This window comes from Pseudooceanicola lipolyticus, from assembly GCF_002786325.1.
GTDB classification, from domain to species: domain Bacteria; phylum Pseudomonadota; class Alphaproteobacteria; order Rhodobacterales; family Rhodobacteraceae; genus Pseudooceanicola_C; species Pseudooceanicola_C lipolyticus.
Map to the genome: position 1 here is coordinate 1 of NZ_PGTB01000156.1, position 8,364 is coordinate 8,364.

11 protein-coding genes are annotated in these 8,364 nt (G+C 64.4%); 3 read left to right on the plus strand and 8 right to left on the minus strand.

The genetic code is table 11. The annotated features are described in order from the left end of the window. From CVM52_RS21265 to aat, 3 genes are all read left to right on the plus strand, one after another. The coding region (locus CVM52_RS21265) for an acetyl-CoA carboxylase biotin carboxyl carrier protein (protein WP_306372775.1) at positions 1-311 on the plus strand (311 nt) is incomplete at its 5' end. A 9-nt stretch (positions 312-320) separates the two neighbouring features. Then, complete coding sequence (gene accC / locus CVM52_RS21270; RefSeq protein WP_100164400.1) at positions 321-1,673, plus strand: acetyl-CoA carboxylase biotin carboxylase subunit; 1,353 nt, start codon at positions 321-323, stop codon at positions 1,671-1,673. Positions 1,674-1,738: 65 nt separating this feature from the next. After that, positions 1,739-2,371 carry a leucyl/phenylalanyl-tRNA--protein transferase gene (aat, locus tag CVM52_RS21275; RefSeq protein WP_100164401.1) on the plus strand — a complete coding sequence of 211 codons (633 nt, stop codon included), beginning with the start codon at positions 1,739-1,741 and terminating at the stop codon, positions 2,369-2,371. On the opposite strand, the gene CVM52_RS21280 is transcribed toward aat, so the two are convergent. The 8 genes from CVM52_RS21280 to CVM52_RS21315 all read right to left on the minus strand — a co-directional run. Further along, entirely contained in the window at positions 2,335-2,700 is a 366-nt protein-coding gene (locus CVM52_RS21280) for a DUF2155 domain-containing protein (protein ID WP_100164402.1), read from the minus strand. The genes aat and CVM52_RS21280 overlap by 37 nt on opposite strands. Then, positions 2,697-3,158 carry an outer membrane lipid asymmetry maintenance protein MlaD gene (gene mlaD, locus CVM52_RS21285; protein WP_100164403.1) on the minus strand — a complete coding sequence of 154 codons (462 nt, stop codon included), beginning with the start codon at positions 3,156-3,158 and terminating at the stop codon, positions 2,697-2,699. The genes CVM52_RS21280 and mlaD overlap by 4 nt, the downstream gene beginning before the upstream one ends. A gap of 33 nt (positions 3,159-3,191) precedes the next feature. Then, positions 3,192-3,575 (minus strand): NADH:ubiquinone oxidoreductase subunit NDUFA12, encoded by a 384-nt coding sequence (locus CVM52_RS21290; RefSeq protein WP_100164404.1) that lies wholly within the window; start codon positions 3,573-3,575, stop codon positions 3,192-3,194. 125 nt (positions 3,576-3,700) lie between these two features. Further along, positions 3,701-4,063: a RidA family protein gene (locus CVM52_RS21295; protein WP_100164405.1), complete on the minus strand. Its 363-nt coding sequence runs from the start codon at positions 4,061-4,063 to the stop codon at positions 3,701-3,703. Further along, on the minus strand, positions 4,064-5,332 hold the full coding sequence (clpX, locus tag CVM52_RS21300) for an ATP-dependent Clp protease ATP-binding subunit ClpX (RefSeq protein ID WP_100164406.1): 1,269 nt from the start codon (positions 5,330-5,332) through the stop codon (positions 4,064-4,066). A 155-nt stretch (positions 5,333-5,487) separates the two neighbouring features. After that, positions 5,488-6,120: an ATP-dependent Clp protease proteolytic subunit gene (locus CVM52_RS21305; protein ID WP_100164407.1), complete on the minus strand. Its 633-nt coding sequence runs from the start codon at positions 6,118-6,120 to the stop codon at positions 5,488-5,490. Between the two features lie 293 nt (positions 6,121-6,413). Beyond that, a complete protein-coding gene (locus CVM52_RS21310) occupies positions 6,414-7,784 on the minus strand; it encodes a glutamate--cysteine ligase (protein ID WP_100164408.1) in 1,371 nt (456 codons plus the stop codon). 60 nt (positions 7,785-7,844) lie between these two features. Then, positions 7,845-8,364, minus strand: a 520-nt coding sequence (locus tag CVM52_RS21315; RefSeq protein WP_205965004.1) for a hypothetical protein, incomplete at its 5' end; no start/stop codon positions are given.

Here is an 8,364-nt window from a genome sequence, read left to right on the forward strand (position 1 = left end):
CCCCGGCCCATGCCGCACCGGTGGCCGCAGCCGCCCCTGCCGCCGCACCCGAGGCGCCCAGCGATCCGGCCAGCCATCCCGGCGCCGTGACCTCGCCGATGGTCGGCACCATCTACCTGCAGCCCGAACCGGGCGCGCCGTCCTTCGTCAGCGTCGGCAAGACCGTGGAAGAGGGCGACACGCTGTTGATCGTCGAGGCGATGAAGACGATGAACCACATTCCGGCGCCGCGCGCCGGCACCGTCAAACGCATCCTGGTCGAGGACGGCGCCGCCGTCGAATACGGCACGCCTTTGATGATCATCGAATAAGGCATCCGCATGTTCGACAAGATCCTGATTGCCAATCGCGGAGAGATCGCCCTGCGGGTGGTCCGTGCCGCCCGCGAGATGGGCATCGGCTCGGTCGCGGTGCATTCCACCGCCGACAGCGACGCGATGCATGTCCGCATGGCCGACGAAGCCATCTGTATTGGCCCGCCACCCAGCCCGCGCAGCTATCTGTCGGTGCCGGCGATCATCTCGGCCTGCGAGATAACCGGCGCCCAGGCGATCCATCCCGGCTATGGCTTTCTGTCGGAAAACGCCAGCTTCGTGCAGATCGTCGAAGATCACGACATCACCTTCATCGGTCCCAAGGCGGAGCATATCCGCATCATGGGCGACAAGATCACCGCCAAGGACACGATGAAAAAGCTGGGCGTGCCCTGCGTGCCCGGCTCGGATGGCGGCGTGCCCGACCTGGCCACCGCCAAGACGCTGGGTGACGAAATCGGCTATCCGGTGATCATCAAGGCCACCGCCGGCGGCGGCGGCAAGGGGATGAAGGTGGCCGCCTCGGCGGCGCAAATGGAGCGCGCCTTCCAGACCGCCCGCGCCGAGGCCAAGGCCAATTTCGGCAATGACGAAGTCTATATCGAGAAATACCTGACCACGCCGCGCCATATCGAGATCCAGATCTTCGGCGATGGCAAAGGCAAGGCGGTGCATCTGGGCGAACGCGACTGTTCGCTGCAGCGCCGCCACCAGAAGGTGCTGGAAGAGGCCCCCGGCCCCACCATCACCGCCCAGGAACGCGCCCGCATCGGCAAGATCTGCGCCGATGCCATGGCCGAGCTGGGCTATGCCGGCGCCGGCACGGTCGAGTTTCTGTATGAAGACGGCGAGTTCTACTTCATCGAGATGAACACCCGCCTGCAGGTCGAACATCCGGTGACCGAGGGCATCTTTGGCGTCGACCTGGTGCGCGAACAGATCCGCGTGGCCGCGGGCGAGCCGCTGTCCTTCACCCAGGACGATCTGAAGATCAACGGCCACGCCATCGAGGTGCGGATCAACGCCGAAAAGCTGCCCGATTTCTCGCCCAGCCCCGGCCGCATCACCCAGTATCACGCGCCCGGCGGCCTGGGCGTAAGGATCGATTCCGCGCTTTATGATGGCTATTCCATCCCGCCCTATTACGACAGCCTGATCGGAAAGCTGATCGTGCATGGCCGCGACCGGCCCGAGGCGCTGGCCCGGCTGTCCCGGGCGCTGGGCGAACTGATCGTCGATGGCGTGCACACCACTGTCCCGCTTTTCGAAGCGCTGCTTCAGGAAGCGGATATTCTCAAAGGCGACTACAATATCCACTGGCTTGAACAGTGGCTGGCCTCGGCCGCGAAACAAGGCTGACACTGCTATCCTTCTCCGGCCCGCGCGCTTATGCAACGGGCCGGAGACAGCCACCACGGCCCGCGATGAACCTGACACCGGAATTGCTGTTGCAAGGTTATGCCATGGGTATTTTTCCCATGGCCGAACACCGCGACGATCCCGAAGTGTTCTGGGTCGACCCCAAGCGCCGCGGCATCATCCCGCTGGACGGGTTCCGCGTATCACGCTCGCTGGCGCGCCGGATCCGGCGCGGCGAATTCGACATCGCCATCGACCGCGATTTTGCCGCGGTGGTCGATGGCTGTGCCGACCGGGCCGAAACCTGGATCAATGCCGAAATCCGTGACCACTATCTGGCCCTGCACCGCATGGGCCATGCCCATTCGCTGGAAGTGCGCGCGGACGGCCTGCTGGTGGGCGGCGTCTATGGCGTGGCGCTGGGCGGGGCGTTTTTCGGCGAAAGCATGTTCTCGCGCCGCACCGACGCGTCAAAGGTGGCGCTGGCCTATCTGGTGCACCGGCTGGCCCAGGGCGGCTTTACCCTATTTGACACCCAGTTCCTGACCACGCACCTGGCCTCGCTGGGCGGGGTCGAGATCAGCCGCGGCCAGTATCGCGCCCTGCTGAGCGAGGCGCTGACCCGTGACGGCGATTTTACCGGCCCGGCGACGCCCCCGGCTCAGGAGGTGATACAGCGCAGCACCCAGATATCATAGCGGCTGTGATCCAGCGCGTTCAGCGCCGGGGCCGAGGCGATCATCCAGCCTTCGAACAGCACCTCGGGCTTGCCGGATTCGCGGATGGTGAGATAGGCAAAGGCGTCGCCGGTCGGGTTGTCGATCGGATAGCGGCAATCGGCCAGCTCGACCTCCAGCCCCATCAGCGCCCGGCCGCCGCCGGAGAACAGCTCGCCATCCAGGGTCTGCCCGTTCAGCTTGTCTAGCCCGCGCAGCACCGCCCCCTGCCCCGAGGCCACCTGAACCTGGGCCTGCACCGGGGCGGCGACAGCACCGATCAGCGCCGCCAGAAGCGCGCCGCGAATCACTGTTCTCCGTCCCCTCCGCTGCCGGCGACGAACTGCACCAGCAGCGAAATCAGACTGACCGCGCCCTGGGTATCCTCGATCTCGTCGCCCGGCGCGAAATAATCCAGCGATCCGCCCGGCATGATCTCGACGAAATTGCCGCCCAACAGCCCTTCCGAGGAAATCACCACCGCGCTGTCATCCGGGATCTCGATCCCGTTCAGCACGGTGAACCGGGTATCGGCGCGATAAGTAGCGGCGTTCAGCGACACGTCGGTCACCGTCCCCACCTTGACCCCGGCCAGCCGCACATCGGTGCCGACGGTGACCCCTTCCAGCGAACGGAACGAGGCCGACAATTCGTAACCGGCGCTCGACCGGCTCAGCCCGGTGGTCTGGGTGGTGTAGATGCCAAAGACAAAGGCCGCGGCCAGAACCACGCCGCCCACCATCACTTCGATCTTGTTATAGCTCGACATGCCGCCTGCTCCGCGCTGAACCGATTATTGGGATTATTCGGGGCTCCAGGCCTCGTAATCCTTGCGTTCGGCCGGGGCCGCGCGCCGGATCGATCCGGCCGGCGCATAGGCCAGCATGGTGCCGGTCAGATTTTCCTGATGCGGCTTTTCCCAGGATTTGCGCGGCAGCGGCCGTTCGGTCGGCGCTTCTTTCCAGGTCCGGTGCAGCCAGCCATGCCATTCGGGATCAATCCGGCTGGCTTCCATCTCGCCGTTGTAGATGACCCATCGCTTGCTGTCGTCCGCATTGCGGTAGAACACATTGCCCTGGCTGTCCTCGCCCACCTTCACGCCCCGGCGGGCGGTGAACAGCTGGGTGTTCAGCGTCGATCCGTTCCACCAGGTGACCGCGCGCAGCAGCGTGTTCAGGATGCCCATAGAAACCTCTCAGATCGTTCCATCCTGATATGGCGCATCCGGGCGGCGGCGTCCAGAGACAAGGGCCGCTGTGCGCAGCCGCCGGAGGTTTTGCGCCGCCAGAGGCACCGCACCGGGCGCCGGGCTCAGCCCCGCGCCAGCGCGGTGACCTCGATCTCGATGCGGTATTGCGGATCGATCAGCCCCGCCTCGATCATTGTCGCGGCGGGCGGATTCTCACCGAAGGCCGCGCGCAGCAGCGGCCAGCAGGCTTCGAACTCGGTCCGGTCGGGCAGGTAATAGGTGACCCGCACCACATCGGCAAAACCCGACCCCGCCTCGATCAGCGCCTTTTCGATTATCGCCAGCGCCGAGGCGCATTGCTCGGTCACGCTGTCGCCCTGCCCGACGGTTCCGGCGACATGCACGAACCCGCCGGCCACCACCGCGCGGCAATAGCCGACCTTCGGCTCGAAAATGCCGCCAGACGAGATACGCCGTATCGACATCTAGCCGGCGCTGGCCGAATCTTTTTCGGATTCCGCGTAGATCAGCAGCGGCGATGCGTCCGAGGTCACCGCCTCTTCGTTCACCACCACCTCGGTCACGCTGTCCATGCTGGGCAGTTCGAACATGGTGTCCAGCAGGATATCCTCGAGGATCGAGCGCAGGCCGCGGGCGCCGGTCTTGCGTGCGATCGCCCGCTTGGCAATCGCGTTCAGCGCGTCGTCGGTGAAGGTCAGCTCGGTATCTTCCAGCTCGAACAGGCGCTGATACTGCTTGACCAGGGCGTTCTTGGGCTGGGTCAGGATGGTGACCAGCGCGTCCTCGTCCAGATCCTCCAGCGTTGCCAGAACCGGCAGACGGCCGACAAATTCCGGGATCAGGCCGAATTTCAGCAGGTCCTCGGGCTCCAGTTCCTTGAAGATCTCGCCGACATTGCGGTCGTCATTGTCGCGCACATCGGCGCCGAACCCCATGGCCGACCCCTTGCCGCGCTGTGCGATGATCTTGTCCAGCCCGGCAAAGGCGCCGCCGCAGATAAACAGGATATTGGTGGTGTCGACCTGCAGGAATTCCTGCTGCGGATGCTTGCGCCCGCCCTGCGGCGGCACGCTGGCCACGGTGCCTTCCATCAGCTTCAGCAGCGCCTGCTGCACGCCCTCGCCCGAGACGTCGCGGGTGATCGAGGGGTTTTCCGACTTGCGGGTGATCTTGTCGACCTCGTCGATATAGACGATGCCGCGCTGCGCCCGCTCGACATTGTATTCGCTGGCTTGCAACAGCTTGAGGATGATGTTCTCGACATCCTCGCCCACGTAACCGGCCTCGGTCAGGGTGGTGGCGTCGGCCATGGTGAAGGGCACGTCGAGAATCCGCGCCAGCGTCTGCGCCAGCAGCGTCTTGCCACAGCCGGTGGGGCCGATCAGCAGGATGTTGGATTTGGCCAGCTCGATATCATTGCCAGCCTTCTGCGCGTGGTTCAGCCGCTTGTAATGGTTGTGCACCGCCACCGACAGCACCCGCTTGGCGGTGGACTGGCCGATCACGTAATCGTCCAGCACCGCGCAGATGTCTTTGGGCGAGGGCACCCCGTCGGAAGATTTCAGCCCGCTGGCCTTGGTCTCTTCGCGGATGATGTCCATGCACAATTCGACGCATTCATCGCAAATGAACACCGTCGGCCCGGCGATCAGTTTCCTGACCTCGTGCTGACTCTTGCCGCAGAAACTGCAGTAAAGAGTGTTCTTGCTGTCGCCGCCTGAATTCGTTGCCATGTCCTACCTTTCGGCTTCGATTCATCACCGTGCCCCAAAATTTGGAGCAGCACACCCGCTTTCACGACAGCTTAGGCCAGCGATCCGGGCACCACAATTGCAAATTATGCCGTGTCCGGGATGCGACTGGCTTTGTGCTTCAAATCACGGCGATATTAACTTTCTTCCGTTTCCGCTTTGCCCCGGTTCTCGACGATCTCGTCAATATGGCCCCAATCCTTGGCCTCTTCCGGAGACATGAAGTTATCTCGATCCAGCGCCTTTTCCACCGCTTCCTTGGTCTGGCCGGTATGTTTGACATAGATGTCATACAGCCGGTCCTTCAATTTCTGCGTCTCGGCGGCATGGATCATGATGTCCGACGCCTGGCCCTGATAGCCGCCCGAAGGCTGGTGCACCATGATCCGGCTGTTGGGCAGCGAAAAGCGCATTCCCGCCGATCCGCCCGCCAGAAGGACCGAACCCATCGAAGCCGCCTGGCCGATGCAGAGCGTTGAAACCTTGGGTTTTATGTATTGCATCGTGTCATAGATAGACAGACCCGAAGTCACCACACCGCCCGGCGAGTTAATGTATAGGCTGATCTCTTTCGAGGGATTTTCGGCCTCCAGGTGCAGCAGCTGGGCCACCACCAGGTGGCACATACCGTCATGGATCGGGCCGTTCACGAAAACGATCCGCTCCTTCAGAAGGCGCGAGAAAATATCATAGGCGCGTTCGCCGCGGCTGGTCTGCTCGACCACCATGGGCACAAGCGTGTTGTTGTAGGTCTCGATGGGGTCGAACATGTGGCCTGCCTGTTGTTTAGATAAATCCGGAGAAAACCGGGGGCGGATTACAGAGTCTTATTATCGCCCCGGAGGGGCTTCAAGAGGGCCGGGCGGCTTAAGTCGCCCGGTGTCGGCATTGATCCTCGGCGCCGGCTGCCGGTCTTTGATCGGCATACAATCCGGAACGACGTTCCGGATTGTTGCAAGTCGCCCCGCGCCGGGCAGAGTCGTGGCGCCTCGCCGGGCCCGGTGCGGCGGCGCTATTTCCCGCCACTGCGGCCACAGCGCCACGCCTTGCGATGCCGCGCGGCTCAGTAGCTGTACTCGCCATAGATCGGCGCCAGGTCTTCGCCCCATTCGCCGTGATACTTCTCCAGCAACTCGTCGGCCGGCACCTTGCCGCTTTCCAGGCTTTCCTTCAGCGCGTTCAGGAAATGGGTCTCGTCCGGGATCAGCCCGCCGGCGCCCTGACGCGCCCGCGCCTTCAGCCCGGCATCGGAAATCGCCACCACCTCGCGCGCCAGGTCCTGCATGGCGATCCCGTCGACCCGCGCGTGCAGCGCCTGGTCGCCGGCGGCCACCCGCAGCGCCTCGCGCGTCGGCGCGTCCCAGCCCTTGACCAGGTCCCAGGCGGCGTCCAGCGCCGATTGGTCATACATCAGCCCAACCCAGAAGGCCGGCAGCGCGCAAAGCCGCCGCCAGGGGCCGCCATCGGCACCGCGCATCTCGATGAATTTTTTCACCCGCGCCTCGGGGAACAGCGTGGTCAGGTGGTCGGCCCAATCCGACAAGGTCGGCTTTTCCCCCGGCAGCGCGGGCAGCTCGCCCTTCAGGAAATCGCGGAAGGATTGGCCCAGCGCGTCGACATATTTGCCGTCGCGATAGACAAAATACATCGGCACATCCAACGCGTAATCGACCCAGCGCTCGAAACCGAAGCCGTCCTCGAAGGCAAAGGGCAGCATCCCGGTGCGGTCCGCGTCCAGGTTGCGCCAGACCCACGAGCGATAGGATTTCATCCCGTTGGGCCGGCCTTCGATAAACGGCGAATTGGCAAACAACGCGGTGGCCACCGGCTGCAGCGCCAGGGCGACGCGCAGCTTTTTCACCATATCGGCCTCGGTGGCGAAGTCCAGATTGACCTGAACGGTGCAGGTGCGCCGCATCATCACCCGGCCGCTGCTGCCGACCTTCTGCATATAGCTATCCATCAGCTTATAGCGGCCCTTCGGCATCAGCGGCATATCGTCATGGGTCCAGACCGGCGCGGCACCCAGCCCGATAAAGCCGACGCCGACCTTGTCGGCGACTTCCTTGACCTCGCGCAGGTGCTCGTTCACCTCGTCGCAGGTCTCGTGGATGGTTTCCAGCGGTGCGCCGCTCAGCTCGAGCTGGCCGCCCGGTTCCAGGCTGACATTGGCGCCAGCCTTGGTCAGCCCGATCAGGTTGCCGCCCTCTTCGACCGGAGCCCAGCCATGCACGTCACGCAGCCCCTCCAGCACCGCCCGGACCGAGCGTTCGCCCTCATAGGGGATCGGCTTCAGCGTGTCCTTGCAATAGCCGAATTTCTCGTGCTCGGTGCCGATGCGCCAGTCCGCGCGCGGCTTGCAGCCCGCTTCCAGATATTCGGCAAGTTGCGCGTGCCGCTCGATCGGCCCGCCGCCGGACTGTGGGATCGACATGAATACTGCTCCGTTCCGGTTTCCCGCCCCGGTCACAAGTGGGGCGATTTGACCGGGGTGTCAATGCAGCGGCAGGCCCGGCGGACGCGATGGCGTTTTCTCCCAGATCACCACGGGCAGGGCTGAACCGCCCTGCAACTGCGCCAGCATCCGCTCGGTGCGGATGCCGGGCAGCGCCGAGAACACGTCGAACAGCGCCTCGGCGCCCTCGGCATTGACCGGGATATACAGCGGCGGCACCCCCGGCTGGGTCAGCACCCAATGCGCCGGCCGCAGCGAGGGATCCAGCGTCAGCCGCTCCAGGTCGCGAGCCGCCACCGCGCCGCCGGTCAGCGGCCCGAAATAGCTGATCTGCCCCTCGTCCACATTCACCACGCCCGGACCCGCGCCGCCGGTGCGAAAGCGGGCGCGCTGGATGCCGATAAAGACCAGCACCGCGCCCAGCGGAATCATCGCCCAGCCGAGCCAGCCCAGCAAACCACCCGGCCCGGCGATCCAGGACAGGTTGTCGCGGATGGTGACGGCGTAATCCTCGTGCAGCTCGATCTCGATGCGGTTGGCATGGCCGGCCACCGCCTCG